The organism is Achromobacter sp. SD115 (assembly GCF_017355315.1).
Classification (GTDB): Bacteria; Pseudomonadota; Gammaproteobacteria; order Burkholderiales; family Burkholderiaceae_B; genus Achromobacter; species Achromobacter xylosoxidans_B.
Genome location: NZ_JADIJM010000017.1, coordinates 52,885 through 79,306 on the forward strand (window position 1 = coordinate 52,885; position 26,422 = coordinate 79,306).

Genomic DNA, 26,422 nt, shown 5'->3' on the forward strand with positions numbered 1-26,422 from the left:
CCGGCCGGGGCCGGCTTCACAAGACCGGCTTGGCCACGCGCTGCAGGATTTCTTCGCCGTAGGCTTCCAGCTTGCGGGCGCCCACGCCGCTGATGTGGCTCAGGTCGTCCATTGATTCGGGCTGGGCCAGCGCGATCTCGCGCAGCGTGGCGTCGTGGAAGATGACGTAGGCCGGCACGCCGTGGCTCTTGGCCACTTCGCCGCGCCAGGCGCGCAGGGCCTCGAATACGGGTTGCAGTTCGGCCGGCAGGTCGATGGCCGCCGCCTTGGGGCGGCCGCTGCCGGTCTTGCCCGAACGCGGCTTCTTTTCGGATTCCCGGCGCAGCATCAGCTGTCGTTCGCCCTTGAGCACGGCCCGGCTGCCTTCGGTCAGGGCCAGGGTGCCGTAGCCTTCGTGGTCCACCGTCAGCAGGCCTTGCGCCAGCAATTGGCGCAGCACGCCGCGCCAGGCGGTATCGCTCAGGTCCGCGCCCACGCCGAACACGCTCAGCGTTTCGTGGCCGTGCTGCTTGGTGCGGTCGGTGATCTTGCCGCGCAAGATGTCGATGATGTGCCCCGCGCCATAGCGTTGGCCGCGTTCCTTCCACAGGCGGTAGACGGCGGACAGCACCTTTTGCGCAGCGACCGTGCCGTCCCAGGCCTGGGGCGGTTCCAGGCAGACGTCGCAATTGCCGCAAGCCGTGATCTGTTGGCCGAAGTAGGCCAGCAGGCGCACGCGCCGGCATTCCACCGTTTCGCACAGCCCCAGCATGGCGTCCAGCTGCTGGCCCAGGCGCCTGCGGTAGGACTCGTCGCCGGGCGATTCGTCAATCATGCGGCGCTGCTGCACCACGTCTTGCAAGCCATAGGCCAGCCAGGCCGTGGCCGGCAGGCCGTCGCGGCCGGCGCGGCCGGTTTCCTGGTAGTAGCCTTCCACGGACTTGGGCAGGTCGATGTGCGCCACGAAGCGCACGTCGGGCTTGTCGATGCCCATGCCGAAGGCGATGGTGGCCACCATGACCACGGCGTCCTCGCGCAGGAAGCGCGACTGGTTGGCGGCGCGCACCTGCGCGCTGAGGCCGGCGTGATAGGGCATCGCGTCGATGCCCTGGTTGCACAGGAACTCCGCGGTTTCTTCGACGCGGGCCCGCGACAGGCAGTACACCACGCCGGATTCGCCTTCATGGTCGGTCTGGATCATGTCCAGCAACTGCTTGCGCACCTCGTTCTTTTCGATGATGCGGTAGCGGATATTGGGGCGGTCGAAGCTGGAAACGAAGTGGCGCGCGTCGTCCAGCGACAGGCGCTGGGCGATCTCGCGGCGCGTGTCGGCGGTGGCGGTCGCGGTGAGCGCGATGCGCGGCACGTCGGGCCAGCGCTCGTGCAGCATCGACAGGCCCAGGTATTCGGGACGGAAGTCGTGGCCCCATTGGGACACGCAGTGGGCCTCGTCGATGGCGAACAACGCGATGCGGCCGCGTTCCAGCAATTGCAGGCAGCGGTCGGTCAGCAGGCGCTCGGGCGCCACGTACAGCAGGTCCAGCTCGCCGGCCAGGAAGGCCTGCTCGACCTCGCGGGCAACCCGCCACTCCTGGGTGGAATTCAGGAAGGCCGCGCGCACGCCCAGTTCGGTCAGGGCGTCGACCTGGTCCTGCATCAGCGCGATCAGCGGCGACACGACGATGCCGGTGCCTTCGCGGACCAGCGAGGGAATCTGGTAACAGAGCGACTTGCCGCCGCCGGTAGGCATGAGGACCAGCGCGTCGCCGCCGTCGATCACCTGTTCGACAATGGCTTGCTGGTCGCCGCGGAAGGATTCGTAACCGAAAACGCGTTGCAACACGCCGAGGGCGCGCGCGTCAGACATGGGGGTAGGCCGGGAGCATCATGGCAGGGATTTTAAGCCGCAATTCCGGCGGACCTTTTCCAGGGGGAGATTTCCGTCCCTGCCGCGGCCTGCCTACCAGCTCAGCCAGGTGCCGCGCATGAAAGTATCCACCGGCATGCTCAGGTTGGCGCGCCATTCGTAGTTGCCGGAAATGATGTCGCGGTCCGCGCCCACCGCCAGCTTGACCTTGGGCGCCACGAACATGCTGTGCGACAGGCCCACGCGCTGCTCGGCCAGCTCGGAGCCTTCGCGCAGCCCCGAATAGGTGCCGCTGAGCACGCCCCAGCCGGTGATGGGCACGCCGGCCGACAGCGTGTTGCGGGTGTGCGCGGCCGAGGCTCCGCCGCCCGCGTAGCTGGACAGGTCGCCATAGCCCGCGCCGACCTGCTCGTTGGAATAGCCCAGGTTGACGGCGTCGGCCACGGCCACGTTGTAGTCGAAGCGGTAGCGCCAGGCGCTGGCCGCGTCGAACGAGCTTTGCGTGGCCCCGGCGCGGAAGGTGCCGTACTCGCCGGCGGCATAGGTGGTGCCCATGCCGCGCGTCGTGAGCGAGGGCGCGCTCTGCACCTGCCCCTCCACGGTCAGCGCGGGCGTGAGTCCGTAGCGCACGCTGCCGCTGCCTACCGTGTCGCCGTAGTCCACCGCGCCGGAATTGGCCGCCGGGTCCATGCGGTTCAGGCGGCCCAGCGATGAGGAATAGCCGAAGCTGCCTTCCGGCGCCGTGGCGCCGGACCCGGCCCAGTTCGATATCTGCAACCCGCCCACCGGCGCGCTGCTGCCCCAGGCGGGCGCCCTGGAGTCGATGTTGCCGACGGCGACGGAGGGACCCGAGGTGTTGCGGTAGACCCAGTTGCGGCTGCCGCCGTAGCGCAGGCCATCCTGGCTGTTGGCGGAGGCGAACCATGGGCGGGAGGCGCGCGACACGCCGGAAATCATGACCACGGGCACGCGCGGCAGATCTCCGTCCTGGAGGACGAAGGAGTAGTCCGGCGCGGCTTCTTCGGGGGTGGCGAGCACGCCGCAATCCAGGGGGACCGGGGCGGGCTGGGCGTCGCCGGACAGCCCCAGTCCGGTGCCGGGGATCAGGTCGGCGTCGGCCGGGCCGTGCACGCTGGTGTCCAGCGCCGGTTCCATGGTCTGCATGTCGCAAGGGGACGGGTCGAGCGGCACCGCGCGCGATTCCATGGACGCCGCGGGGCGCACGGGGATAGGCTGAACCGCGGACAGCACCCCGATGCCGCGCGCCGAGGGCGGGGCCGGAATATAAGGGGACGTAGCCACCGGCTCGCCCAGGGCCGGGGCGATCGGGCAGGCCATGGCGACCGCGAGCGCGGCGCGCGACAGTCGGTTTCGCCAGATGAATGCAGGGGCGATCATAGATACAGTGTAGAGAGGGGGCGCTGCCTTGCCTGTAAACGATTTTTAGCAAAGCGGACAGAAGGCGGGCCGGATTCCATTTTAGGGCCAGTCCGGACCGGCGCGGCGCCGCGGCGGGAAAGCGCTGGCAAACACGCTCAACATCGTGCAACAGGTATATTTCAGTTGATTTCCCGCCTCTTGCGGCGGGGCCCGCCGGGCCGCACTATGGCATCCATGGACAATCCCCACACCAAGCTGCTGGTCGTCGACGACGATCCTGCCTTACGGCAATTGCTGGCCGATTACCTGAACCGGCACGGCTACGACACCCTGCTGGCGCCGGACGCCACCGACCTGTCGTCCCGCATCACCCGCTACGCCCCCGACCTGCTGGTGCTGGACCGCATGCTGCCCGGCGGCGACGGCGCGGACGCCTGCCGCCGCCTGCGCGAGCAGGGCGAGGACATTCCCGTCATCCTGCTGACCGCCCGCGACGAGGCGGTGGACCGCATCATCGGCCTGGAGGCTGGCGCCGACGATTACGTCGGCAAGCCCTTCGACCCGCGCGAACTGCTGGCCCGCATCGAGGCCGTGCTGCGCCGCAAGCGCGGCCCGTCGGCGCTGACCAAGGACGCGCCGGTCTCGTTTGGCCCCTTCGTGTTCGATCCCTCCACCCGCCAGTTGTCGCGCGAGGGCACGGTGGTCAAGCTGACCGGCGGCGAGATCAATCTGCTGGAAGCGCTGGTGCGCAATGCCGGCAAGCCGCTGTCGCGCGAACGCCTGCTGGCGCTGGCGCGCGACGATGACGCCGGCGAACGCAACGACCGCGCCATCGACATCGCCATCCTGCGGCTGCGCCGGGTCATCGAAGAAGATCCCAAGCAGCCGCGCTGGATCCAGACCGTCTGGGGCATCGGCTACCGGTTCTCGCCCTGATGCGCTTTGCTCCTGGTTTCCTGGTGCCGCGGTCGCTGCGGGCAAGGCTGATCCTGCTGATCCTGGGTTCGGTCCTGCTGACGCAGGCGGCCACGCTGGTGACGGTGTCGTACTTCCGGCACAAGTTCATGGAAGACGTGGCCATCGGCTACATCGTCACCACCATCCGCACCTTGCGCGCCGCCGTGTCGCAGGTGCCGGCGGAGGAACGCGCCGACTTCGTGCGCACGGCCTCGCAGAACCAGTGGCGGCTGTGGTCGCGGGTACTGCCCGCCGAGGCCAAGCTGCAGCGCTTCAATGGCCGCCGTCCCCCGCCGAAGACCGCTCCGAAGCCGCCACCGCCGCGGCCGCCCGCGGACATGCAGATACACGGCCCGCCAGCGCCGCCGCCCCCGGAAGTGCGCGACGAGGAGCACGGCGATGAACGCGCCAGCGCGCGGGAAGGCGAGCGCGCGCGTGATCGCGAGGAGCACAGCCGCCGCTACCAGCCCGAGCCGGACGACATCCGCCGCGACCTGCGGGTGCTGGTGCAACAGCTCAATGAGCGCCTGAACGACGGCACGCGCGTGGCGCTGTCGCGCGGGCCCACGCCGGAAATCTTCATTTCGCTGGCGCCCAATCCCGCCAGCGAGGACGCGCCGCGCCTGCGCGAATGGCTGGTCATCCCGCTGGACCGTCTGGACCCGCCGGTCGCCACGCCCTTCATCGCCGCCTGGCTGGGCGGCCTGGGGCTGCTGCTGTTGCTGGCGGTGGGCTTCTCCTGGCATATCACGCGTCCGATCACCCGCCTGGCCGACGCGGCCGACCGGCTGGCGGCGGGGCAGCCGCAGCGGGTCGAGCCGTCGGGCCCGCACGAAACGCGGGTGCTGGGCGTACGCTTCAACGCCATGCTGGATGCGCTGGCCGAATCCGATTCGGTGCGCCGCACCCTGCTGTCGGGCCTGCCGCACGACTTGAAGGGGCCGCTGTCGCGGATGTGGCTGCGGATCGAGCTGGCCGACGACTCCAAACTGAAAGAGGGGCTGCGCGCGGACTTGCAGGACATGCAGCACATGGTCGACCAGTTCATCGGCTTCGTGCGCGGCACGGATCCTGCCGCCTACCGCTACGCTTCCATGGTCCTGTCCGACTGGTTGACCGAGCGCGTCGGCGCCTGGCAGGGCGCCGGCACCGACATCAGCCTGCGGGCCGGCGACGACGTCGCGGCCCTGGTGGTACAGGCGGACGCCGTGGCGCTGGGCCGCCTGCTGGACAACCTGATCGGCAATGCGCTGAACCATGGCGCGCCGCCGGTCGAGGTCAGCCTGCGGCACGAGGGCCGCCATGCGGTGCTGGACGTGGCCGACCACGGTTCCGGCATCGTGCCGGAGCGGCGTCAGGAAGCGTTGCGGCCGTTCAGCCGCCTGGACGATGCGCGCACGCGCACCGGCAGCGTGGGTCTGGGCCTGGCGCTGGCCGAGGCCATCGCGCGCGCCCACGGCGGGTCGTTGGAGCTGTTGCAAGCGGAATCCGGCGGGCTGTGCGTGCGGGTCAGGCTGCCGCTGTCGGAAACGCCTTAGGACCGTCCGGGCAAGGGCGGCCGCCCCCCGGGGCAGGCCGCCCTACGGTACGATGCATCCTGCTCAGTACTTTGTTGTTTCCGCACCATGGCCATCCAGTCCGATTCGCTTTCCTCCCGTCCCGACGCCCCCCGTATCGTGGCGCCGCAGCCGGTGTCGCCCAACGAGGAGTCGATCGAACGCGCCCTGCGGCCCAAGGCGCTGGGTGAGTACGTCGGCCAGCAGCGCGCCCGCGAGCAGCTGGAGATCTTCATCGCCGCGGCCCGGAAGCGCGGCGAAGCCCTGGACCACGTGCTGCTGTTCGGGCCCCCGGGCCTGGGCAAGACCACGCTGGCCCACATCATTGCGCATGAAATGGGCGTGCAGCTGCGCCAGACTTCCGGCCCGGTGCTGGAACGGCCGGGCGATCTGGCGGCGCTGCTGACCAACCTGGAAAAGAACGACGTCCTGTTCATCGACGAAATCCACCGCCTGTCGCCCGTGGTCGAGGAAATCCTCTATCCGGCGCTGGAGGATTTCCAGATCGACATCCTGATCGGCGAAGGGCCTGCGGCGCGCAGCGTGAAGCTGGACCTGCAGCCGTTCACCCTGGTCGGCGCCACTACCCGCGCCGGCATGCTGACCAATCCCTTGCGCGACCGCTTCGGCATCGTGTCGCGCCTGGAGTTCTATAACGCCGCCGATCTCGGCCACATCGTCACGCGCAGCGCCGGCCTCTTGAACGCCGCCATCACGCCGGAAGGCGCGGCCGAGGTGGCGCGCCGCGCCCGCGGCACGCCGCGCATCGCCAACCGGCTGCTGCGCCGGGTGCGCGACTACGCCGAGGTCAAGGCCGGCGGCACCATCGACGCCGAGGTCGCCGGCCGCGCGCTGGCCATGCTGGAGGTGGACCCGCAGGGCCTGGACCTGATGGACCGCAAGCTGCTCGAGGCCATCATCCACAAGTTCGACGGCGGCCCCGTCGGCGTGGACAGCCTGGCCGCCGCCATCGGCGAAGAGCGCGACACCATCGAGGACGTGATCGAGCCCTATCTGATCCAGCACGGCTATCTGCAGCGCACGCCGCGCGGCCGCACCGCCACGCTGACCACCTGGCGTCACCTGGGGCTGACCCCGCCGGCTGGCACCACGACGGGCTCTGGCGACCTCTTCGGCAAGTAGGCGGCGGACCAATCGGACGGGGGCCGTGCATCGAACGGCGCCCGATTGGCGCCGCGACTGCGCCGCGGGTTTATCATCCGAAGGTTTTGATTTCCCTTCGCGATCAAAGGACCCCATCCCATGCAGCCCGAATTGCCCACCTATGATGATGTCGTGCGCGCCAGCGAGCGCCTGGCCGGCAACGCGCACCGCACGCCCGTACTGACCTCGGCCACCGCCGACGCGATCAGCGGCGCGTCGGTCTTCTTCAAGTGCGAGAACTTCCAGCGCATGGGCGCCTTCAAGTTCCGCGGCGGCTACAACGCCATTGCGCGCCTGACGCCTGAACAGCGCGCCGCGGGCGTGGTGACGTTCTCGTCGGGCAACCATGCGCAGGCCATCGCCCTGGCCTCCAGGTTGCAGGGCGTGCAGGCCACCATCATCATGCCGCTGGACGCGCCGGCCGCCAAGCGCGCCGCCACCGAGGGCTATGGCGGCAAGATCGTCACCTATGACCGCTACACCGAGGATCGCGAAGCGATCGCCCGCCGCATCGAGGTGGAAACCGGCGCCACCCTGATCCCGCCCTATGATCACGAAGACGTGATCGCCGGCCAGGGTACTGCCGCCAAGGAACTGTTCGAGGAAGTGGGCGAGCTGGATTACCTGTTCGTCTGCCTGGGCGGCGGCGGCCTGCTGTCGGGGTCGGCGCTGTCCGCCTACGCGCTGAGCCCGCGCTGCCTGGTCTACGGCGTCGAGCCCGAGGCTGGCAACGACGGCCAGCAGTCCTTGCGCAAGGGTGAAATCGTCCGAATTCCGGCGCCCAAGACCCTGGCCGACGGCGCTGCCACGACGCATCTGGGCAACCTGACCTTCCCGCTCATCCAGAAGCATGTGCGCGACATCGTCACGGTGACCGACGAGCAGTTGGTCACCACCATGCGCTTCTTCGCCGAACGGATGAAGATGGTGGTCGAACCCACCGGCTGCCTGGGCGCGGCCGCCGTCATGCAGAACGTGGTGCCGGTGCGCGGCGCGCGGGTCGGCGTCATCATCAGCGGCGGCAACGTCGATCTTCCGGCCTACGCCAAGCTGCTGGCGGCCTGATACCCGCGGACGGCCTCTTTACGGGGCCGCCGATGCGCGCTTGCGGTTGTCGCGTGTGCAGGGCAGAATCGGGACTGAATCCTGACGAACAGGGGCTGCGACATGCGTATCCTTGTCATCGGCGGCACCGGTTTCATCGGCCGTCATCTGGTAGCGCGGCTTTCCGCGGATCAACATCAGATCGTCGTGCCCACCCGGCTCTACAGCCGCGGGCGCGACCTGCAGATTCTTCCCACTGTTACTTTGCTCGAATGCGACGTGCATGACGACGCCACGCTGGACGGCCTGGCGCAGGGCTGCGACGCGGTCGTCAACCTGGTCGGCATCCTGCACGGCAACGCCGGCCGGCCCTATGGCTCGGAGTTCGCGCGGGCGCACGTGCTGCTGCCGCAGCGCATCGCGCAAGCCTGCCGCCGGCAGGGTGTGCGCCGGCTGCTGCACGTCAGCGCGCTGGGCGCCGATTCCAACGGCGACAGCATGTACCAGCGCTCCAAGGGCGACGGTGAAGCTGCCATCAAACAGGAATTGCAGGGCTGGCAAGAAGGCGGCTGGACCATCTTCCGGCCGTCGGTGGTCTTCGGACCCGACGACAAATTCACCAATATGTTTGCCGGCCTGGCGCGCTGGCTGCCGGCGCTGCCGCTGGCGGGCGCGCACGTGCGCATGCAGCCGGTCTATGTGGGCGATGTGGTTGCCGCCATCGTGTCGGCGCTGGGCAATACGCACACCTGCGGCAAGACCTACGAACTGGGCGGCCCCCAGGTCTACACCCTGGGCGAGATCGCCCGCCTGTGCGCCGCCTGGGGCGGCCATCCCCGTCCAGTCGTCAACATGCCGATGGGCGTGGGCCGCATGCAGGCCCGGCTGTTCGAATGCCTGCCCGGCACGCCGCTGATGTCGCGCGACAACCTGGATTCCCTGCGCCGCGACAACATCTGCACCGGACCGATAGCGCCCGAACTGCATGTGGTGCCGACCGGCCTGGAAGCCGTGGCGCCGCGCTACCTGTAAGCCTGGCTCAGCGCACCAGCGCCTTCAAGGCCTGCTTGATGCCGTCGGATACGCCCACGCCTTCCGGCAGGGTCTTCAGCGCCGAGAGCGATTCCTTTTCCGAGTAGCCCAGCGCCAGCAGCGCATTCAGGATGTCCGACTGGTTGTCGGGCGTGGCGTGCGGCGAGGCGCCGATGTCCGCGCCCAGCTTGCCGCGCATTTCCAGCAGCAGGCGTTCGGCGGTCTTCTTGCCGATGCCGGGCACGCGCGTCAGGCGGCCTGATTCCTGCAAGGTGATGGCCTGGGCCAGATCCGCCACCGACAGGCCCGACAGCACCGATAGCGCGGTGCGCGCGCCGATGCCGCTGACCTTGATCAGTTCGCGGAATGCGCTGCGCTCGCTGGCGGAAGCGAAGCCATACAGGATGTGGGCGTCCTCGCGCACCGTCAGGTGCGTGTAGAGCGTGACGCGGGCGCCGGTGTCGGGCAGCGAATACAGCGTGCTCATGGGCACGTCGATGTCATAGCCCAGACCGCCCACGTCCACGCAGATGGTGGGCGGGAGTTTTTCGATCAGGGTTCCGGTGATGCGTCCGATCATGGTGATGGTGGCCTGGCAATGGTGAGGCCGCTGAATGCGCGGCGGATGCGGGGATTCTATACGCGCGGGCGCGCAATCGGCGGGAAGCGGTCCCGCCCTGCGGCAAATCGCGGTGAATCAGGCGGTCAGCCGACCAGGCGGCCGTTGCGTATGCGGGTCTTGCCGCTCATGCGCAAACTCGCGCCCAGGCGTTCCAGCTTGTCCTGCATGGGGCCGGCGTGGGCATGGCAGATGGCGCAGGCCAGCGCGTCGGCCGAGTCGGGCGCGGGCGCGCCGTCCAGCGCCAGCAGGTGCTGCACCATCATCTGCACCTGCTCCTTGGCGGCACGGCCGGTGCCGACCACGGCTTTCTTGATCTGCAGCGCGGTGTACTCGTGCACCGCCAGCGAGCTGTCGGCCAGCGCGCACAGCGCGGCGCCGCGCGCCTGGCCCAGCAGCAGGGTAGAAGCGGGGTTGGTGTTCAGGAAGATGATTTCCAGCGCGGCCACGTCGGGTTGCGTGTCGCGCGCCACCTGGCGCAGATTGTCCAGGATGACCTTGAGGCGTTCGGACAGCGCCAGCGCCGGCGGGACCACGATGGTCCCGCTGGCCACATAGCGCAGCCGCGGGCCATCGGCATCGATCACACCGAAGCCGGTGCGGCGCAAGCCGGGATCGATGCCGAGGACGCGCATCAGTGGCGGAAGTGGCGGGTGCCGGTCAGCACCATGGCGATGCCGTGCTCGTCGGCCGCGGCGATGACTTCATCGTCGCGCACGCTGCCGCCAGGCTGGATCACGCAGGTCGCGCCCGCCGCCACCACCACGTCCAGGCCGTCGCGGAACGGGAAGAAGGCATCCGACGCCACGGCCGAGCCCTTCAGGGTCAGGCCGGCGTTTTCCGCCTTGATCGAGGCGATGCGGGCCGAATCGATGCGGCTCATCTGGCCGGCGCCCACGCCCAGGGTCATGCCGCCGCCCACGAACACGATGGCGTTGGACTTGACGTACTTGGCGACCTTCCAGGCGAATGCCAGGTCGTTCATTTCAGCTTCGGTGGGCTGGCGCTTGCTGACCACCTTGAGCGCGTCGCGCGGCACGTTGTAGGCGTCCGGGCTCTGCACCAGCCAGCCGCCGCCCACGCGCTTGATGTCGAAGGCGTTCTGGCCCGTGCCCATCGGCACTTCCAGCACGCGCACGTTCTTCTTGGCGGCCAGGATGGCCAGCGCGGCGCCGTCATAGGCGGGCGCCAGCAGCACTTCCAGGAACTGCGCGCTCACGGCTTCGGCCGTGGCGGCGTCCACCGGACGGTTGAAGGCGATGATGCCGCCGAAGGCCGAGGTCGGGTCGGTCTTGAAGGCTTGCTGGTAGGCGCCCAGCGTGTCGGCCGCGACCGCCACGCCGCAGGGGTTGGCGTGCTTGACGATGACGCAGGCGGGCGCTTCGAAGCTGCGCGCGCATTCCCAGGCGGCATCGGCGTCCGCGATGTTGTTGTAGGACAGTTCTTTGCCCTGCAGCTGGCGGTAGTTGCCCAGCAGGCCGGCCTGGCGTTGCGCGTCGACGTAGAAGGCGGCGGTCTGGTGCGGGTTCTCGCCGTAGCGCAGGGCCTGCTCCTGCTTGACCTGCAGGGTCAGGGTGCCGGGCCATTCGTTGCGGGCCGGCACGGCTTCCTGCTTGGGCTCGGCGTCGGCCAGGCTGGTCAGGTAGGCGGCGATGGCGCCGTCGTAGGCGGCGGTGTGGGCGTAGACCTTGGAGGCCAGCGCCAGGCGCAGGCCGTAGGAGGTGTTGCCGCCCTTGTCCATTTCCGACAGCACGCGCGAGTAGTCAACGGGGTCGATCACCACCGTGACGCCGCCGGCTGCGGTGCCGTGGTTCTTGGCCGCCGCGCGCAGCATGGCCGGGCCGCCGATGTCGATGTTCTCGACGGCGTCGGCGAAGGTGCAGTCCGGCTTGGCCACGGTTTCGCGGAACGGATACAGGTTGACCACCAGCATGTCGATACGGTCGATGCCCGCCGCCTTGATGGTGTCCATGTGCTCGGCGCTGTCGCGGCGCGCCAGCAGGCCGCCGTGGATCTTCGGGTGCAGCGTCTTGACGCGGCCATCGAGAATTTCGGGCGAACCCGTGTGGGCCGCCACTTCGGTGACGGTCAGGCCGGAGTCGGCCAGCAGCTTGGCGGTGCCGCCGGTGGACAGCAGGCGCACGCCGCGCGCGGCCAGGGCGCGGGCAAATTCAACGATGCCGGTCTTGTCGGACACCGAAAGCAGGGCGGTTTCGATTTTCATGGTGAGGGACGGGAGTGGGGCGGGAGCGCCTTTCTCGTTCAGGTCGGATGGGAAATCTGGGGGGAGCGGGCGGCGCGATGCGCTTGCCGCCCGCGCGCGAAAGCTATACCTGGATATTGTGCGCCAGCAACTTCTTGCGCAGGGTGTTGCGGGTGATGCCCAGCATTTCGGATGCCCGCGACTGGTTGCCGCCCGACCGTTCCAGCGCCACTTCCAGCACCGGGCGCTCCACGCAGCGCATCACCATGTCCCACATGTCGTGGGGTTCGGATTCGCCCAAGTCTTCGAAATAGCGCTCCAGGCTGGCGCGCACGCATTCTTCCAGGACATCTTTCTTGCTCATTTGAGTACAGATATTTTTATGTTGGTGTTGAGGCGGTTATGCCGCCAGCAGGGCTTCTGCGACCGGCGTCGGATGGGGTCCGCCGTCGCGCGAGATGAGATCGAACCAGTCCGACACGGCCCGCCACTGGTCGCGGGTGTTGTCGATCAGATTCATGCGGGCGCAGAACGAATCCGCGCCCGGCAGGCCGTCCAGATACCAGCCTATGTGCTTGCGCGCCGTGCGTACGCCGGTGTGCTCGCCATAGAACCGGTAGTGGTCGTCGAGATGTTCGAGCAGCAGCTCGCGCATTTCCCCATAGGAGGGAGGGGCCAGTGTTTCGCCCGTGCGCAGGTAGTGGTCGATTTCGCGGAAAATCCAGGGACGGCCTTGAGCCGCCCGGCCGATCATGACCGCGTCGGCGCCAGTGTAATCCAGGACGTGCCTGGCTTTTTCGGGCGTCGTGATATCTCCGTTGGCGACAACGGGGATTTTCAGCTCGGCCTTGACGGCGCGGATAGTGTCATATTCCGCCTCGCCCGTATAGAGGTCGGCGCGGGTGCGCCCGTGCAGGGTCAGGGCGGCGATGCCGGCGTTTTCGGCCATTTTCGCCACCCGCAGGGCATTGCGGCTTTCGCGGTCCCAGCCGGTGCGGGTCTTCAGCGTCACCGGCACGCCCAGGGGCGCGCAGGCGGACACCACCGCGTCCAGGATGCGGGCGATCTGGTCTTCATGGCGCAGCAGCGCCGACCCGGAGGCCACGTTGCAGACCTTCTTGACCGGGCAGCCCATGTTGATGTCGATGATCCGGGCGCCCTTGCTGGCGTTGAACACCGCCGCCTCCGCCATCATGGCGGGATCGGCGCCCGCGATCTGCACGGAAATGGGGGCGATCTCGCCGTCGTGGTTCAGGCGCCGGGAGGTTTTGACGCTATCCCATAGCTTGGGATTGCTGGCGGCCATTTCCGACACGGCGTAGCCCGCCCCCAGCTTCTTACAAAGTTGGCGGAAAGGACGGTCCGTCACGCCCGCCATGGGCGCGACCAGCACGTTGTTGGGAAGGGTCCATTGACCTATGCGCATGCTCACATTTTAACCGGCTCGATCGCGCCCCCTTTGTCACCGGGAGAACAATTCGTAACAGAGGAAGGCGAAAACAGACAATCCGCCCCTTTATCGGGACGGAACGGGTGGAATTCAGGCGCGGAAACCTTGCAACAGATGCTGCGCCAGCGGCGCGCGCAGAGGCGAGGCCAGATCCATCCCCAATAAGGCCAGGCCGCAGGCGTGCTCTACCGGTGCCAAGCCGGTAGAGAAGATGCGGGGCATCAGGTCGGTCAGGCCGGCGGTGAGGAAGCGGTCCAGGTGGCGCGCGCCGGCGAATTCCGCCAGGGCGGCCCCGGGATTGGCGTCGGGATGGGCCAGCCAGCCGCCCAGGGTCTGGGCCAGGCGGGCCGCGTCGCGCAGGCCCAGGTTCAGGCCCTGGCCCGCGACCGGATGCAGGGTCTGCGCCGCATTGCCGATAGCCGCCACGCGGCCGTGCACCTGGGCGCGGCGGGCGCTGAGCGCCAGCGGAAAGACATGCCGCGGCGCCTGGCTAGAAAGCCGCCCCAGGCGGTCGCCGAACGCCATGGACAGCGCGCGCGAAAAGGCGGCGTTGTCCAGCGCGGCCAGTTCGGCGGCGCGTTCGGGGGCGCTGCACCAGACCACCGAATAGGCGTCCGGGGTCTGCGGGTGCGGCAGCAGTGCCAACGGCCCTTCGGCGGTGAAGCGTTCCCAGGCCCAGCCGCGGCGCGGCAGGGTGGCGTGGGCGGTGGTCAGCACAGCGTGCTGGTCGTAGTCGCGGCGCAGGTCGGTCGCGCCCGCGCCGTCGGATTGCACGGCGACCTGGCACAGCAGCGTCGCGTCGCCTTGTTCGACGCGCACGCCGTCGGCGTCCTGCCGGCCGATCCGCGCGGGCGGGCCTTGCAGCACGGTAACGCCACAGGCGGCGACGCATTCATCCAGCTTGGCGTGCAGACCGGAATAGGCGACCACGCTGCCCAGCTGCGGCACGCCGAAATCGGTGTTCTGGATCAGGGTGCGTCCGAGCCTGCCGCGTTGCGACACATGGATGTTGCGGATGTCGGCCGAGCGTTCTGGCCAGGCATGCAGCGACTCCAGCAATACCCGGCTGCCGTGGTTCATGGCCAGCACGCGGGGATCGGTGGCGGGCACCGCCGCCGACGGCGCGGCCGGAGCGGGCGCGCTGCCCGCAAGCAGCGCGATGCGCGCCGGGTCCGGCGCCACGCGGGCCAGCATCAGGGCCAGCACGCGGCCCACCGGGCCCGCGCCGAGTATCGCAATGTCGAAGGCGGATGAAGTCATGCCCGGATTTTAACCGTCCACTACAATCCGCAGCAGCCGGCGCGTCTTGGCGCCGTGGTTTCCTTTCCGGTCGATCGACATGACGCAGCTCCAGGCTTCCTCTCCGCTGTCCGCCGCTACCGCCCGCCGCCCGCGCGGCAAAGTCGCGGTGGGGCTGCTGGCCTGCTTGTTCGGCGCGGTAGGGGCGCATTGGTGGTATCTGGGCCGGCGCCACGCCTGGCTGGTGACCGCGTACACCGTGGTCAGCCTGTTCTGCGCGCTCAGCTTCTATCCCGTCTGGTACGACAACCCCGCCTTCTTCCTGGTGTTCATTCCCATGGTCGACGGGTTCATCGAGAGCGCGGTGTTTTCGCTGATGCCGGACGAGAAATTCGACCGTCTCTATAACGACGGCCTGGGCAGGCCGACCCGGACCGGCTGGGGGCCGGTGCTGGTCGCCATTCTGGCCTGCCTGGTCGGCGCCATCGTCTCCATGTTCGCCATCGCCATGGTGGTGGTCTACACCTGGATCGCCATGGGCTGGCTGGACGGCTACGTCTTCTAGCGCGGACCGGGCGCGTTGCCCGCCTATTCGCGCATCAGCGCTTCGATTTCACCCGCCTGTACTGGCACGCCGCGGGTGATGAGCTCACAGCCTTCGTCGGTGACCAGCGCATCGTCCTCGGTGCGGATGCCGATGTTCCAGTAGGCCTCGGGCACGTCATCGGCGGGCCGCACGTAGATGCCGGGCTCGATCGTCAGCATCATGCCCGCTTCCAGCTTGCGCCAGGGCCGTTCGGCGCCGTGGGCCGGGCCGGGCTGGCGGTAGTCGCCCACGTCGTGCACGTCCAGGCCCAGCCAGTGGCCGGTGCGGTGCATGTAGAAGCGGCTGTAGTCGCCGGATTCCAGCACGCCGTCCAGGGAACCCTTCAACAGCTTCAGGTCCAGCATGCCCTGCGCCAGCACCCGCAGGGCGGCCTGGTGGCCGTCGTTGAAGCTGCGGCCGGGAGCCGTGGCCTGGGCGGCGGCATCCTGCGCGGCCACCGTCAGGTCGTACAGCGCGCGTTGCGGACCGCTGTAGCGGCCGTTCACGGGAAAGGTCCGGGTGATGTCGCTGGCATAGCTGTCGACCTCGCAGCCCGCGTCGATCAACACCAGGTCGCCGTCGCGCAGCGTCGCCTCGCCAGCCGGGTAATGCAGCACGCAGGCGTTGGCGCCCGCGGCCACGATGCTGTTGTAGGCCACCGATTGCGCGCCGTGGCGGCGGAACTCGTACAGCAGTTCGGCCTCGATCTCGTACTCCCGCATGCCGGCGCGGGCGACGCGCATCGCGCGCACGTGGGCGCCGGCGGAGATCTTGGCCGCGCGCCGCATCGCCGCGATCTCCGTGGCGTCCTTGATCAGCCGCATCTCGGCCAGCAGGGCGCGGACGTCCTGTTGGCGGGATGGCGGGGCATGGCCGCCGCGGCTGGCTTCGCGCGCCGCGGCCAGCCAGCGGTGCAGGCGGCCGTCGCTGCGCTTGTCGCCCGCCAAGGGCGCGTACAGGGTGGCGTGGTCCTGCAGCAGCGCGGGCATCAGTTCGTCCAGCGCGTCGAGCGGATGCGCGTCGTCAAAACCGAAATACGCCGCCGCCGCTTCGGGGCCGAAACGCTTGCCTTCCCAGATTTCATGTTCGATGTGACGCGGGCGGCAGAACAGTATGGCGCGGTCGGTCGCGCCCGCGCTCAGCACCAGCCAGGCACCGGGTTCGGTGAACCCGGTCAGGTAGAAAAAATCGCTGTCGTGCCGGTATGGATACTCCGCGTCGCGGTTGCGCGTGGCCTCCGGGGCGGTCGCCAGTATGGCGATGCCGCCGCCGTCGGCGCGCATCTGCTCCATCAGGCGTTGGCGCCGTGCGGCGTAGGGGGCGATGTCGTCGGGAGGCAGGCTCATGGCGGACTGGGGCGCGAACCCCGGCAAGGTGAGGATGCCGTTTACTTTACCCGCCATCCCCCGGATACGACACCCCATGCAGACTGCGCGGAATTCGCTGGACCGCGCGGGGCAAGCTGCTACAATCGCCGCTCTGTCATTGGGGAGTAGCCATCCTTTGTCCCCTCAAAGGAGCTAGCGTCAACAGACTTGGTGGTTCAGCGCTGCGCAGCAGCCGCTAGAACTCCATGGCGCTAGTAGCGGTATCCATGCACGTCGGCAAGCCCGCCGCATGGATTAGCCAGGCGAGACCTTTGGCCGCGTTGCGTTCACCCCAGCCGGGCGAGCCGCGACGTCGCGCCAATTGGTTTCTGCTCGTCCGGCTCGCCTATATGTTTCTCACCCTGTTCCTGTTTTTCCTGTCAGCGGCAGTGATCTACTTCGCCTGCGAATATTTCGTGAATGGCGTCGAATGGGTCGGTCATCGCTTTCAGCTCGGCGCCACCGCCACCGGCACCGTGCTTGCCGCGTTCGGCACCGCCTTGCCGGAAAGCGCGGTGACCTTCATGGCCGTTGTGTTCGGCGAAACCCCTGAGCAAAAAGACATCGGCGTCGGCGCCGCCATGGGCGGCCCGCTGGTGCTGGCGACGCTGGCGTACGCGGTGGTGGGCCTGGCCCTGTGGCGCGCTCGGCGCGGGCAGGCCACGCAGGCGGACTGTATCAACGCGGACCAGCGCCGGCTGGCCCGCGACCAGGCCTGGTTCATGGGCATCTTCATCTTCAAGGTGGGCCTGGGCCTGCTGGCCTTTGCCTGGAAGCCCTGGCTGGGCATCCTGTTCCTGGCCACCTACGGCCTCTACGTCAAGCGCGAGCTCAGCCGCGACGAGGCCAGCCTGGATGCCGAGGAGCTGGAGCCTCTGAAGCTGCGCCCCCGCGATGAAGACCCGGCCATGTTCTGGGCAGTTGCGCAGACGCTTCTGGCCCTGGTGGTCATCGCCGGGGCATCGCACGTGTTCGTGAACCAGATCGAGTTGCTGGGCGTGGCCATGGGCGCATCGCCTCACGTTGCCGCCCTGTTGCTGGCGCCGGTGGCGACCGAATTGCCGGAAATCATGAATGCGCTGATCTGGGTGCGCCAGGGCAAGGAGCGGCTGGCGCTGGCCAACATCTCGGGCGCCATGATGATCCAGGCGACCATACCCAGCGCGCTGGGGATTTTCATGACGCCGTGGCTGCTGGACGCGCCCTTGCTGGCGGCCGGACTGTTCACCATGTTGTCTATCGGTCTCCTGTGGCTGCGTTTCCGCCGCTCGGCCATGAGCGTGCCGGCTTTGTCGGCGGTGGGCGGGCTATATGCCGTGTTCGCCGCCTATCTGGGCTGGCATTTCTATGTCTGACGGTGGTTTGCGCGCGGGGCTGCGGCCCTGCGCCGGTTTTTGCCGCATTCAAGTCCGATTTAGCGGCAAAAACCTTGTCCATAAGTGGAAACCCGCGTAAAATCCTGCCTGTTATCCATCCCAGGAGCAGTCTTCGTGAATACCGATTCCGGCGAAAGTAGTCGATCTTGCATCGACGTCGCTGTTTAACAGGTCCACGCAGAACTCCGTCTGCCGCAGCCTGTTGAACAGGTTGCGGTTGTATCCCAAGCTCCAGGCGCAAGCCCGGGCAATCGCGCAAGCCAGCGGCTTGCCGGGAACCTCCCCAACGTAAACCGCCAGAACCGCCGCCATCCGCAGCGTCAGCGTTCGTGCACGTTTTCCCGTGCCAGTCCGCCGGGCGCCGTGCGAGTGCGCGCGTATTCGCGATCACGCTCCCCATTCTTGCAATGGAGGTCGTTATGCGTTTCTTCGACTTGTTCCTACGCCGCGCCGGCGTGGACCGCGCCACCGCCCTGGGCCGCCGCCGCGGTACTTCGCGCCTGACGGTCATCTGTCCGCGCGACGAGCTGGGCGCCTTGCGCAAGCAGATCTGCCTGGACTTCAGCGCCGCCGGCCTGGACGTCTCGCAAGTGCAGATCGACCAGGGTCGGGACCCTGGCATGGCATCGGCCTGCATCACCGTCAATTGCCCGCCGGAGCTGCGCGGCGAATTGATGTCGCAGGCGCGCCGCCTGAGCGCCAATCCCGCCGTGCGCCACGTCCATTTCGGCGCGCAAGCCACGCAAGCCGCCGCGCAAGCCGCGCTGGCCTGACGGCAGCCGATTCATTCCACAGGAGAGATCATGCCTAGTGCCTTAGACCCCGAGCCTCGATTGCGCCCAGTGCGCGGCGCCGGCATGCCTGTCTGATCTGTCTACTCGCTGCGAGCCGGCAGGCAGGATAGTCATCCTGGCCCGTACGGAGTCCGCAGCCAAGAATCCCCGGCCTGGCCCACGCCTTGTGCGCCCTTGCCGCCGGTATCGATTCCCCCGCTAGCTCCCTTCCGTTTTCCGCACCCGGCGCATTTCATGCGATCCGGACACCGGCAACATTGCTCCGGCGCCTGCGCACGCCTGTACGCGGCGGCTTGACGGCTTTCTGCGCGAAAGCCGCGGCCTGCTGCTGCCTGCGCGCGGGCGCGGCGGGCAGGGTCGTCCGTGTCTCCGACAACGATACGTACAACCGGAGCACTCCCATGTTCAAGTTCCTCAAGTCCTTCTTTACGTCCGCGGCCGGCCTGCGGCAAACCGCAAGGCACTTCCGCCGCTCGCCCCTGCCGGAACAAGGCGCAGCGGCCGCCGCCGCAGCCTCCGACACCGCGCGCCACGCCAACCGCCAGATGCTGGACCTGTCGCGCATGGACTTCGGCGCCGTGTTTGCGCTGTTCGGCAGCAGCCGTGGCGGGCTGTCGGAAGCCCAGGCACAGGCCGCGCGCGAACGCTACGGCGCCAACGAGGTCGACCATGAAAAGCCGCTCTCCTGGCCTGCCCATCTCTGGCTGTCCTACCGCAATCCGTTCAACCTGCTCCTGACCGCGCTGGCGGCGCTGTCCTGGCTCACCGACGTGCACATGGCCGTCCCGGACGACCAGTCCTGGACGGCGGTGTTCATCATCGGCGCCATGGTGCTCATCTCCACCGTGTTGCGCTTTGCGCAGGAGCAGCGCTCCAGCCGCGCCGCCGAGGCGCTCAAGGCCATGGTGCAGAACACCGCCACCGTGCTGCGCAGCGATCCCGCCACTCAGGCCGAAGGCGACGCCCGCCGCTTTTTTGGCGTGACGCTGCATGTCAGCGGCTCGCGCCAGGTAGAGGCGCCGCTGACGGAACTGGTGCCGGGCGACGTGGTGCTCCTGTCCGCCGGCGACATGATTCCCGCCGACTGCCGCATCCTGGGCGCCAAGGACTTGTTCATCGCGCAAGCCGCGCTGACGGGCGAATCCCTGCCCGTCGAAAAATACGCCACGCAGCGCACGGACACCGCCAACGCGCTGGAACTGGAGAACATGGCCTTCATGGGCACCAACGTGGTCAGCGGCTCCGGCAGCGCCATGGTGGTGGCCACCGGCTCGCGTACCTATTTCGGCCAGCTGGCCGGGCGCGTCACGCAGACCAGCCGGGCGCCAACCCAGTTCCAGCAAGGCATCAACCGGGTGAGCTGGGTGCTGATCCGCTTCATGCTGGTCATGGCGCCCATCGTCATGCTGATCAACGGCTTTACCAAGGGCGACTGGATGGAGGCGCTGCTGTTCGCGTTGGCCATCGCCGTGGGTCTGACGCCCGAAATGCTGCCCATGATCGTCACGGCCACGCTGGCCAAGGGGGCGGTGCGCATGTCGCGCCGCAAGGTCGTGGTCAAGCGGCTGGATGCCATCCAGAACCTGGGCGCGATGAACGTGCTGTGCACCGACAAGACCGGCACCCTGACGCAGGACCGCATCGTGCTGGAACGCCACACGGACGTGTACGGCGCCAGCAGCGACGACGTGCTGGCCTATGCCTATCTCAATAGCTACTACCAGACCGGTTTGAAGAATCTGCTGGACGTGGCGGTGCTGCAGCACGCCGAGGTCGAGCGCAAGCTCGATCTGGCGGCGAAGTACCGCAAGGTCGACGAGATTCCCTTCGACTTTTCCCGGCGCCGCATGTCGGTGGTGGTGAACGAGACCGAGAACGGCCGCGAGCATCACGAATTGATCTGCAAGGGCGCGCTGGAAGAAATGCTGTCGGCCTGCACCCGCCTGCGCGTGGGCCACGAAGAGCATCTGTTGACCGATGCCCGCCGCGCCGACATCCGCCGCGTGACGGCGGACCTGAACCGCGACGGCCTGCGCGTCATCGCGGTCGCGGTCAAGGAAATGCCGCCGACCCAGCAAACCTATGGCGTGGCCGACGAGTCCGATCTGGTGCTGGTCGGCTACATGGCTTTCCTGGATCCCCCCAAGGAATCCACCGCTCCCGCGCTTAAGGCGCTCAGGAACTCCGGCATCGAAGTGAAGGTGCTGACGGGCGACGTCGAACTGGTCACCCAGAAGGTCTGCCGCGAGGTGGATTTTGAAGTGCGCAAGGTCTACCTGGGCGCCGAGATAGAGGCGATGGACGAGGCGCAACTGGCCGCGGCCGTGCGCGAGGCCAATGTGTTCGCGCGCCTGACGCCGGCCCACAAGGAGCGCATCGTGCACAGCCTGCGGGCCCAGGGCAACACTGTGGGCTTCATGGGCGACGGCATCAACGATGCCCCGGCCTTGCGGGCGGCGGACGTGGGCATTTCGGTCGATTCGGCGGTCGATATATCGAAGGAGGCGGCCGACATCATCCTGCTGGAAAAGAGCCTGATGGTGCTGGAGGACGGCGTCATCGAAGGCCGCAAGACCTTCTGCAACATGCTCAAGTACCTGAAGATGACGGCCAGCTCGAACTTCGGCAACGTTTTCTCGGTCCTGGTGGCCAGCGCCTTCCTGCCGTTTCTGCCGATGCTGCCCATCCATCTGCTGGTGCAGAATTTGATGTACGACATTTCCCAGACGGCGATTCCATTCGACAATGTCGACGAAGAGCTGCTGAAGCAGCCCCAGCAGTGGGACCCCGACGGCCTGGGCCGCTTCATGGTGTTTTTCGGTCCGATCAGTTCCATATTCGATATCGCTACCTATGCGCTCATGTGGTACGTATTCCAGGCCAATGCGCCGGAACACCAGACCCTGTTCCAGTCGGGCTGGTTCGTCGAAGGCCTGTTGTCGCAGACGCTCATCGTCCATATGATCCGCACGCGCAAGATCCCGTTCCTGCAAAGCCGCGCCGCCTGGCCGCTGATGGGCATGACCTTGATGGTGGTGGCGATGGGGCTGCTGCTGCCGTTCTCGCCGCTGGCGGAATACCTCCAGCTGCAGCCGCTGCCATGGAGCTATTTCCCCTGGCTGGTGGGCATTCTGTTGGCCTACTGCACGCTGACGCAGTTGTTGAAGGGAATCTGGGTCCGCCGTTATGGCTGGCAATAAGTAGATGAGGACCGCGGCGGGCGCATGCCCGCCGCGCAATCAGGAGAAACGCATGAGAATCGCTACTTTTGCCGCGCTGATGGCGGCCGGCCTGGCTCTTCCCCTGGCGGCGCGCGGCGCCGATACCGCACAGGGGCTGTCGTTGTACGGTGTGGTCGACGCGGGCGTGGCCGTCACCAATGTGTCCGGGCAGGGCAGCCATAGCGGGCTGCTCAATGGCGGCTTGACCGACTCGCTGTGGGGCATGACGGGGGCGGAAGACATGGGCGGCGGCTGGAACGCCCGCTTCCAGCTGGAAAGCGGCTTCGATCCCTCGTCGGGCAAGCGGGCCGACGACGACCGCCTCTTCAACTACGCCGCCTGGGTGGGCCTGGCCCATGACAGTTATGGCGATTTGCGGCTGGGCCGCCAGCACACCATAGGCCAGGTCTACGGCAACTCCCTGGAAATCGCCTCCTGGAAGGAAATGGGGATGGGCGCCACCTTCAAGGCGTCCGACAACTACCAGTTCAGCAACCTGGTCAATTACTACACGCCCGTCTGGCAGGGGTTTCAGGCCGGTATCGGCTATTCCTTCGACGCCGACGACCGCAACCGCTTCCGTACCGCCAACAATAACCGCGCCCTCAGCCTGGGGCTGAAATACGAGGATGGACCCTTGCTGGCGGTCGCCACCTGGGACCAGCTGCGCCTGGCCGAAGCCCCGCCGGGCAGCAACGGCCGGCCGCAGGCGGTGCAGTTGGGCGCCTCGTATGATTTCGAGGTGCTGAAGCTGTCCCTGGCCTGGTCGCGCCAACGCAACGGCGATGTCGGGCTGGACGGCGGCGATCCGGACGGGCTGGGCATGGGCCTGGGACCCGCCGCCTTCGTGCGCGGCGGCACGGTCAACGCCTGGCTGGTCGGCGCCAGCGTGCCGGTGGGGCCGGGCACGGTGCTGCTGCAATGGTCGCTGGCGCGGCCGGACTGGCATTGGGACAATGGCATGACGGCGCGCAATGCGCAGGTGATGACTCTGGGCTATACCTACGGCCTGTCCCCGCGCACGACGCTCTATGCCTTTGCCGGCTATGCGTCGAACTACACGCTGGACGACCAGTTCGATCCCGCCCATTCCCATACCACGCGCGTGGGCACGGGCATTTCACACCGTTTCTGAGCGCCGGGGCGGGGCGGGCCGGGGTCAACTACAATCGGCGGGTGCGGCGCATGGCGCCCGTCCTCGTACAGCCCCGACGTTTTCCGGATGGTTTGCATGGATAGTCTCGAATGGCTCATACCCTGGGAGTTCTCTCCCACGCTGGTGGCCTCCTTCCTGGTGGCCATCGCGCTGTTCGTGCGCGGCCAAAAAGTCCATCACGTGACCGCCGCCCGCCGCATCCTGTTCTGGACGGGGATGGTGCTGCTGTACCTGTCCATGCATACCCGGCTGGACTACTACGCCGAGCGCATGTTCTTCATCCACCGCATCCAGCATCTGGTGCTGCACCATCTGGGGCCGCTGCTGGTCATGGCGGCGTTTCCTGGGCAGGTGATGCGGGCGGGGCTGCCCATGAGCTGGCGCGTCCGCCTGCGTGATTTCCTGCGCACCGGCGCCGGCCGCGCCACGGTGACGCTGCTGACTCACAAGATCTTCGTGCCGGCGCTATTCGTCTTCCTGGTGATCGTCTGGCTGATCCCGTCGGTGCAGTTCTACTCCATGCTGGACTGGCGCCTGTATCGCCTGATGAACTGGTCGGTGGTGATCAGCGGCTTCATGTACTGGAACCTGATCCTGGACCGCAGGCCCGCGCCGCCTGCGGCCATGACGCCGGGCGGCCGGGTCATTTCGCCCGTGCTGACGATGTTGCCGCAGATGGTGGCGGGGGCCATCATCGCGTTCACCGAAAGCGATATCTACCCGCTGTTCGAGTTGTGCGGCCGGGCCATCGCCATGTCGGCCCAGACCGATCAGACCATAGGCGGCCTGACCATGTGGATTCCGGCTGCGCTGGTCGAGGTGATCGGCCTGATGGTGGCCCTGGGGACCTTGATGCGCCTGTCGGCGAAGGGACGCCTGCGCAAGGCGGACCGCGATGCCCAGGCGCGGGCCAGGGCGAAGGCCCGCGAGGTGTCCGCCTAGGGGGCGGGCCACCGCAGGTTTGCGGCTATTCCGGCAGCAGGCCGTGGTACTTCTTGCCCAGTGCCACGGTGGCCTGGAACATGCCGGCCTTGTTGCCGCAGTCATAGCGCACGCCTTCATAGCGGTGCGCATACACGGCGCGCTCGCGCATCATCGAGGCAATGCCGTCGGTCAGCTGGATCTCGTTGCCGGCGCCCATCTTGGTCGAGCGCAGGTGGTCGAAAATCGCCGCTTCCAGCACGTAGCGGCCCACCACGGCCAGCGTCGACGGCGCGGCTTCGGGATCCGGTTTTTCCACGATATGGGTGACGCGTTCGGTGCGGCCGTTGGCGCTGGCATCTCCCTGGCGGGTGGCCACGATGCCGTACTTGCGGGTGTCGGCGCGCGGCACGTCCTGTACGCCCAGCACGCTGGCGTTCTGCCCCACGGCCACGTCGATCAATTGCTTCAGCGCCGGCTGATCGGAGTCGATCAGGTCATCGGCGAGCAGCACGGCAAAGGGTTCATCGCCCACGGCGGGCGCGGCGGACAGCACCGCGTGTCCCAGCCCCAGCGGGGCCGATTGGCGGATATAGAGGCAATTCACATGCGCGGGTAGAATGCCCCGCACCATGGCCAGAAGCTCATGCTTGCCCTTGCTTTCCAGGTCCGATTCGAGTTCCGGCGCGGAATCGAAGTGGTCTTCGATGGCGCGCTTATTGCGTCCCGTCACGAAAATAAGATCGGTGATCCCGGCTGCCACGGCTTCTTCCACCGCATATTGGATCAGCGGCTTGTCGACCACGGGCAGCATTTCCTTGGGCATGGCCTTGGTGGCGGGCAGGAAGCGCGTGCCCATGCCGGCGACAGGGAAAACAGCTTTACGGACAGGACGCATTGAGACCTCTTTGGGCTATCGATGAAACATTTTAAGCGCATCGCTATCATAGGCTTATGAACCGCAGGAAAATGCCATCCATTTGCTCGATTGCGAAACGGGGTGCAATCGTCGGGCTATCCGTGGCCCTGACCGTGCCCGCTCTCCCCATTGCTGCCTGGGCGCAGCCCGTGGGCCTGCCCTCCATGGGGGCGGCATCCGCGGCCGAACTGTCCCCCATGCTGGAGCGCAGCCTGGGCGAGGCCATCATGGCCCAGGGGCGGCGCGACCCGACCTACGTGGACGATTCCGAGCTCAGCCAGTACCTCACGACCATGGGACGCAAGCTGGCGGCGTTCGCGCCCGGCGCGGTCCCCGAGGTCGAGATGTTCGGCGTGCGCGACCCCGAGATCAACGCCTTTGCCATGCCGGGCGGTTTCATCGGCGTCAATACGGGGCTGATCGTGGCTTCCGCCAGCGAGTCCGAACTGGCGGCGGTGCTGGCGCACGAAATCGGCCACGTCGTGCAGCGGCACATCGCCCGCGGCATGACCCAGCAGAACCAGAACAGCATGATGATGCTGGCCAGCCTCGCCGGCGCGCTGCTGGCGGCCCTGGCCGGGGGCGGCGGCAATCTGGCGGTGGGCGTGGCGGCTTTCGGCCAGGCCGCGGCCATCAACCGTCAACTGGGCTTTTCGCGCGACGCAGAACGCGAAGCCGACCGCGCCGGGCTGCAGATGCTGACCAAGGCGGGTTACGACGCCGAAGGCATGGCGCAGATGTTCGGGCGCCTGATGAACGCTTCGCGGCTGAATGAAGGCGCCGGCGGCGGTTCATGGGCCAGCACCCACCCGCTCTCCATCGAGCGCATGTCGGACGTGCAGAATCGGGTGCGCAACCAGTCTCCCGTGACGCGCCACGTGGACAGCGACGACTTCTGGTACGTACGCGCCAAGATGCGCGTGGTGCAGGGCCGCGACGCGGTCAGCCTGCGCACCGCCGGCCAGCAGTTGCAGGATGAGGCCCAGGCGCTGTCGGGCGTGCGCAAGTCGGCCGCCTACTACGGCCTGGCGCTGCAGGCGTTCCAGCGCAACAACCTGGCAGAGGCCGAGCGCAACTGGAACCTGGCGTCGGCGGACGGCCGCAGCTCGGCCCAGTTGGCCAAACTCAGCGTGGATATCGCCCTGGCGCGCAAGGAGTACCCCCGAGCGCTGGAGCTGGCCCAGGCCGGCACCAAGCGCTGGCCTGGCCACCGGGCCCTGGGCATCGCCTACGCCCAGGCGCTGCAAAGCGTCGGCCGCCACACGGACGCGCAGGAGTACCTGCGGGCCAAGATCAAGCAGTGGGGTAGCGACGAGCCCAGCCTCTACCAGATGCTGGCGCAGAGCGAAGACCGCAACGGCAAGCCGGTGGCTGCGCGCCGCGACCAGGCGCGCTACTACGTCATGACCGGCGCCTACGCAGCCGCGGAATCGCAGCTGCAGCAGGCGCGCAACATGTCCACCGACTTCTACGAGCAGTCGCAGATCGATGTGCAGATCAAGGAAGTGAAGGACAAGCTGGCCGAAGAACGCCAGTTGCTGGAACGCTTCAAGTCGGGCTGAGCGCCGGGCCGGGTGGGGTAGGGCGCAGGC

Annotated in this window: 22 protein-coding genes and 1 riboswitch; of the genes, 12 read left to right on the forward strand and 10 right to left on the reverse strand. The window is 67.7% G+C overall.

The window, feature by feature from the left end; genetic code table 11:
• Positions 1–16: 16 nt before the first annotated feature.
• Complete coding sequence (gene recQ / locus IPU70_RS22160; RefSeq protein WP_207470371.1) at positions 17–1,846, reverse strand: DNA helicase RecQ; 1,830 nt, start codon at positions 1,844–1,846, stop codon at positions 17–19.
• Positions 1,847–1,939: 93 nt separating this feature from the next.
• Positions 1,940–3,244 carry a fimbrial protein gene (locus IPU70_RS22165; protein ID WP_207470373.1) on the reverse strand — a complete coding sequence of 435 codons (1,305 nt, stop codon included), beginning with the start codon at positions 3,242–3,244 and terminating at the stop codon, positions 1,940–1,942.
• Between the two features lie 216 nt (positions 3,245–3,460).
• On the opposite strand from IPU70_RS22165, the gene IPU70_RS22170 reads away from it, so the two are divergent.
• From IPU70_RS22170 to IPU70_RS22190, 5 genes are all read left to right on the forward strand, one after another.
• A complete protein-coding gene (locus IPU70_RS22170) occupies positions 3,461–4,162 on the forward strand; it encodes a response regulator (protein ID WP_041652336.1) in 702 nt (233 codons plus the stop codon).
• Positions 4,162–5,721, forward strand: coding sequence for an ATP-binding protein (locus IPU70_RS22175; RefSeq protein WP_207470375.1), 1,560 nt, complete (start codon positions 4,162–4,164; stop codon positions 5,719–5,721). The genes IPU70_RS22170 and IPU70_RS22175 overlap by 1 nt, the downstream gene beginning before the upstream one ends.
• Before the next feature lie 87 nt (positions 5,722–5,808).
• Entirely contained in the window at positions 5,809–6,882 is a 1,074-nt protein-coding gene (gene ruvB, locus IPU70_RS22180; RefSeq protein WP_207470377.1) for a Holliday junction branch migration DNA helicase RuvB, read from the forward strand.
• A gap of 120 nt (positions 6,883–7,002) precedes the next feature.
• Positions 7,003–7,968, forward strand: a complete 966-nt coding sequence (locus tag IPU70_RS22185) for a threo-3-hydroxy-L-aspartate ammonia-lyase (protein WP_207470379.1) — start codon at positions 7,003–7,005, stop codon at positions 7,966–7,968.
• 102 nt (positions 7,969–8,070) lie between these two features.
• Positions 8,071–8,979 carry a complex I NDUFA9 subunit family protein gene (locus tag IPU70_RS22190; protein ID WP_207470380.1) on the forward strand — a complete coding sequence of 303 codons (909 nt, stop codon included), beginning with the start codon at positions 8,071–8,073 and terminating at the stop codon, positions 8,977–8,979.
• A 7-nt stretch (positions 8,980–8,986) separates the two neighbouring features.
• On the opposite strand, the gene ruvA is transcribed toward IPU70_RS22190, so the two are convergent.
• From ruvA to IPU70_RS22220, 6 genes are all read right to left on the reverse strand, one after another.
• On the reverse strand, positions 8,987–9,559 hold the full coding sequence (gene ruvA, locus IPU70_RS22195) for a Holliday junction branch migration protein RuvA (RefSeq protein ID WP_207470382.1): 573 nt from the start codon (positions 9,557–9,559) through the stop codon (positions 8,987–8,989).
• A 125-nt stretch (positions 9,560–9,684) separates the two neighbouring features.
• Positions 9,685–10,233 carry a crossover junction endodeoxyribonuclease RuvC gene (gene ruvC / locus IPU70_RS22200; protein ID WP_207470384.1) on the reverse strand — a complete coding sequence of 183 codons (549 nt, stop codon included), beginning with the start codon at positions 10,231–10,233 and terminating at the stop codon, positions 9,685–9,687.
• A complete protein-coding gene (gene purH, locus IPU70_RS22205; protein WP_207470386.1) occupies positions 10,233–11,822 on the reverse strand; it encodes a bifunctional phosphoribosylaminoimidazolecarboxamide formyltransferase/IMP cyclohydrolase in 1,590 nt (529 codons plus the stop codon). Before purH ends, ruvC begins: the two co-directional genes overlap by 1 nt.
• Before the next feature lie 103 nt (positions 11,823–11,925).
• Positions 11,926–12,165: a helix-turn-helix domain-containing protein gene (locus IPU70_RS22210; protein WP_006217670.1), complete on the reverse strand. Its 240-nt coding sequence runs from the start codon at positions 12,163–12,165 to the stop codon at positions 11,926–11,928.
• A gap of 36 nt (positions 12,166–12,201) precedes the next feature.
• Positions 12,202–13,227 (reverse strand): tRNA dihydrouridine synthase DusB, encoded by a 1,026-nt coding sequence (gene dusB / locus IPU70_RS22215; RefSeq protein WP_207470388.1) that lies wholly within the window; start codon positions 13,225–13,227, stop codon positions 12,202–12,204.
• 114 nt (positions 13,228–13,341) lie between these two features.
• Complete coding sequence (locus IPU70_RS22220; RefSeq protein ID WP_207470390.1) at positions 13,342–14,511, reverse strand: UbiH/UbiF/VisC/COQ6 family ubiquinone biosynthesis hydroxylase; 1,170 nt, start codon at positions 14,509–14,511, stop codon at positions 13,342–13,344.
• Between the two features lie 79 nt (positions 14,512–14,590).
• Between IPU70_RS22220 and IPU70_RS22225 the strand changes: the two genes are divergently transcribed.
• Positions 14,591–15,055: a hypothetical protein gene (locus tag IPU70_RS22225; RefSeq protein WP_207470392.1), complete on the forward strand. Its 465-nt coding sequence runs from the start codon at positions 14,591–14,593 to the stop codon at positions 15,053–15,055.
• Positions 15,056–15,078: 23 nt separating this feature from the next.
• Here IPU70_RS22225 and IPU70_RS22230 read toward each other — a convergent pair whose 3' ends face one another.
• On the reverse strand, positions 15,079–16,422 hold the full coding sequence (locus IPU70_RS22230; RefSeq protein WP_207470400.1) for an aminopeptidase P N-terminal domain-containing protein: 1,344 nt from the start codon (positions 16,420–16,422) through the stop codon (positions 15,079–15,081).
• A gap of 129 nt (positions 16,423–16,551) precedes the next feature.
• Positions 16,552–16,786, forward strand: a riboswitch (yybP-ykoY riboswitch).
• A gap of 7 nt (positions 16,787–16,793) precedes the next feature.
• On the opposite strand from IPU70_RS22230, the gene IPU70_RS22235 reads away from it, so the two are divergent.
• The 5 genes from IPU70_RS22235 (at position 16,794) to IPU70_RS22255 (ending at position 23,932) form a co-directional block, all read left to right on the forward strand.
• On the forward strand, positions 16,794–17,798 hold the full coding sequence (locus IPU70_RS22235) for a sodium:calcium antiporter (RefSeq protein WP_013391730.1): 1,005 nt from the start codon (positions 16,794–16,796) through the stop codon (positions 17,796–17,798).
• A 440-nt stretch (positions 17,799–18,238) separates the two neighbouring features.
• A complete protein-coding gene (locus IPU70_RS22240; protein WP_013391732.1) occupies positions 18,239–18,592 on the forward strand; it encodes a hypothetical protein in 354 nt (117 codons plus the stop codon).
• Positions 18,593–19,014: 422 nt separating this feature from the next.
• The gene (gene mgtA / locus IPU70_RS22245) at positions 19,015–21,813 is read left to right on the forward strand and encodes a magnesium-translocating P-type ATPase (RefSeq protein WP_207470403.1); all 2,799 of its coding nucleotides are present in this window, start codon (positions 19,015–19,017) and stop codon (positions 21,811–21,813) included.
• 52 nt (positions 21,814–21,865) lie between these two features.
• Positions 21,866–22,969 carry a porin gene (locus IPU70_RS22250; RefSeq protein WP_207470405.1) on the forward strand — a complete coding sequence of 368 codons (1,104 nt, stop codon included), beginning with the start codon at positions 21,866–21,868 and terminating at the stop codon, positions 22,967–22,969.
• An 87-nt stretch (positions 22,970–23,056) separates the two neighbouring features.
• Positions 23,057–23,932: a cytochrome c oxidase assembly protein gene (locus IPU70_RS22255; RefSeq protein ID WP_207470406.1), complete on the forward strand. Its 876-nt coding sequence runs from the start codon at positions 23,057–23,059 to the stop codon at positions 23,930–23,932.
• Positions 23,933–23,957: 25 nt separating this feature from the next.
• Here the strand turns inward: IPU70_RS22255 and galU are convergent, their stop codons facing one another.
• Positions 23,958–24,809 (reverse strand): UTP--glucose-1-phosphate uridylyltransferase GalU, encoded by an 852-nt coding sequence (galU, locus tag IPU70_RS22260; RefSeq protein WP_207470408.1) that lies wholly within the window; start codon positions 24,807–24,809, stop codon positions 23,958–23,960.
• A gap of 56 nt (positions 24,810–24,865) precedes the next feature.
• Here galU and IPU70_RS22265 point away from each other — a divergent pair, with 56 nt between their 5' ends.
• The gene (locus IPU70_RS22265) at positions 24,866–26,392 is read left to right on the forward strand and encodes a M48 family metalloprotease (RefSeq protein WP_207470411.1); all 1,527 of its coding nucleotides are present in this window, start codon (positions 24,866–24,868) and stop codon (positions 26,390–26,392) included.
• Positions 26,393–26,422 lie beyond the last annotated feature (30 nt).

What these genes read in the sequence shown, in the direction of transcription:
- IPU70_RS22170 (WP_041652336.1), top strand. Translation starts at nt 3,461, where the DNA reads ATGGACAATCCCCACACCAAGCTGCTGGTCGTCGACGACGATCCTGCC.
- IPU70_RS22175 (WP_207470375.1), top strand. Translation starts at nt 4,162, where the DNA reads ATGCGCTTTGCTCCTGGTTTCCTGGTGCCGCGGTCGCTGCGGGCAAGG.
- IPU70_RS22250 (WP_207470405.1), top strand. Translation starts at nt 21,866, where the DNA reads ATGAGAATCGCTACTTTTGCCGCGCTGATGGCGGCCGGCCTGGCTCTT.
- IPU70_RS22265 (WP_207470411.1), top strand. Translation starts at nt 24,866, where the DNA reads ATGAACCGCAGGAAAATGCCATCCATTTGCTCGATTGCGAAACGGGGT.
- recQ (WP_207470371.1), bottom strand. Translation starts at nt 1,846, where the DNA reads ATGTCTGACGCGCGCGCCCTCGGCGTGTTGCAACGCGTTTTCGGTTAC.
- IPU70_RS22220 (WP_207470390.1), bottom strand. Translation starts at nt 14,511, where the DNA reads ATGACTTCATCCGCCTTCGACATTGCGATACTCGGCGCGGGCCCGGTG.
- IPU70_RS22165 (WP_207470373.1), bottom strand. Translation starts at nt 3,244, where the DNA reads ATGATCGCCCCTGCATTCATCTGGCGAAACCGACTGTCGCGCGCCGCG.
- IPU70_RS22225 (WP_207470392.1), top strand. Translation starts at nt 14,591, where the DNA reads ATGACGCAGCTCCAGGCTTCCTCTCCGCTGTCCGCCGCTACCGCCCGC.
- galU (WP_207470408.1), bottom strand. Translation starts at nt 24,809, where the DNA reads ATGCGTCCTGTCCGTAAAGCTGTTTTCCCTGTCGCCGGCATGGGCACG.
- IPU70_RS22235 (WP_013391730.1), top strand. Translation starts at nt 16,794, where the DNA reads ATGTTTCTCACCCTGTTCCTGTTTTTCCTGTCAGCGGCAGTGATCTAC.
- ruvC (WP_207470384.1), bottom strand. Translation starts at nt 10,233, where the DNA reads ATGCGCGTCCTCGGCATCGATCCCGGCTTGCGCCGCACCGGCTTCGGT.
- IPU70_RS22190 (WP_207470380.1), top strand. Translation starts at nt 8,071, where the DNA reads ATGCGTATCCTTGTCATCGGCGGCACCGGTTTCATCGGCCGTCATCTG.
- IPU70_RS22240 (WP_013391732.1), top strand. Translation starts at nt 18,239, where the DNA reads ATGCGTTTCTTCGACTTGTTCCTACGCCGCGCCGGCGTGGACCGCGCC.
- dusB (WP_207470388.1), bottom strand. Translation starts at nt 13,227, where the DNA reads ATGCGCATAGGTCAATGGACCCTTCCCAACAACGTGCTGGTCGCGCCC.
- IPU70_RS22185 (WP_207470379.1), top strand. Translation starts at nt 7,003, where the DNA reads ATGCAGCCCGAATTGCCCACCTATGATGATGTCGTGCGCGCCAGCGAG.
- ruvB (WP_207470377.1), top strand. Translation starts at nt 5,809, where the DNA reads ATGGCCATCCAGTCCGATTCGCTTTCCTCCCGTCCCGACGCCCCCCGT.
- purH (WP_207470386.1), bottom strand. Translation starts at nt 11,822, where the DNA reads ATGAAAATCGAAACCGCCCTGCTTTCGGTGTCCGACAAGACCGGCATC.
- mgtA (WP_207470403.1), top strand. Translation starts at nt 19,015, where the DNA reads ATGTTCAAGTTCCTCAAGTCCTTCTTTACGTCCGCGGCCGGCCTGCGG.
- IPU70_RS22210 (WP_006217670.1), bottom strand. Translation starts at nt 12,165, where the DNA reads ATGAGCAAGAAAGATGTCCTGGAAGAATGCGTGCGCGCCAGCCTGGAG.
- IPU70_RS22230 (WP_207470400.1), bottom strand. Translation starts at nt 16,422, where the DNA reads ATGAGCCTGCCTCCCGACGACATCGCCCCCTACGCCGCACGGCGCCAA.
- IPU70_RS22255 (WP_207470406.1), top strand. Translation starts at nt 23,057, where the DNA reads ATGGTTTGCATGGATAGTCTCGAATGGCTCATACCCTGGGAGTTCTCT.
- ruvA (WP_207470382.1), bottom strand. Translation starts at nt 9,559, where the DNA reads ATGATCGGACGCATCACCGGAACCCTGATCGAAAAACTCCCGCCCACC.